The sequence below is a fragment of the Corallococcus sp. CA047B genome (genome assembly GCF_003612065.1).
Classification (GTDB): Bacteria; Myxococcota; Myxococcia; order Myxococcales; family Myxococcaceae; genus Corallococcus; species Corallococcus praedator.
The window spans coordinates 1-416 of sequence record NZ_RAWD01000739.1 but is presented as its reverse complement, the minus strand read 5'-3'; the positions used below and the strand labels follow the sequence as shown (position 1 = coordinate 416).

The window sequence follows — 416 nt, the reverse complement described above, 5'->3', positions numbered from 1 at the left end:
GCCCACCACCTTCGGCCGGTGCCAGTGATTGGGTGAACCGCAGTGCCAGGTATCACCGGCCAGATAGAACTCGTCCCCGTTACACGAATAGTGGTCACCGAGCTGGGCCAGTTGCTGATTGCCCGGCCAGTCGAAGCCGCCCCGGTCGCAGTCATGCGTCGCGTGGGCGTACCAGTTGTAGCGCCCCTCGCAGCTGCCCGAGTCGCGCCCGTTGCACCGCGCATAGCTGCACAACGTCGTGTAGCCACGTCCCTTCTCGCCCATCACCACGCGCCGCAGCCCCACGGTGTCCGGGTACTGGGACCACACGCTCACCGCGCGGCGCAGGTACATGGCCGCGGGGGCCGCCGCGTCTCCCTTGGGGAGCGCCGCGTCGAGCTCGCGATAGAGGGCGGTGAGCAGCGCGCGGTCCGCGG

General features: G+C 69.5%; 1 pseudogene. It reads right to left on the bottom strand.

What is annotated here, in order from left to right:
- A pseudogene (locus tag D7X74_RS42440) lies at positions 1-416 on the bottom strand (hypothetical protein); the annotation flags it as partial.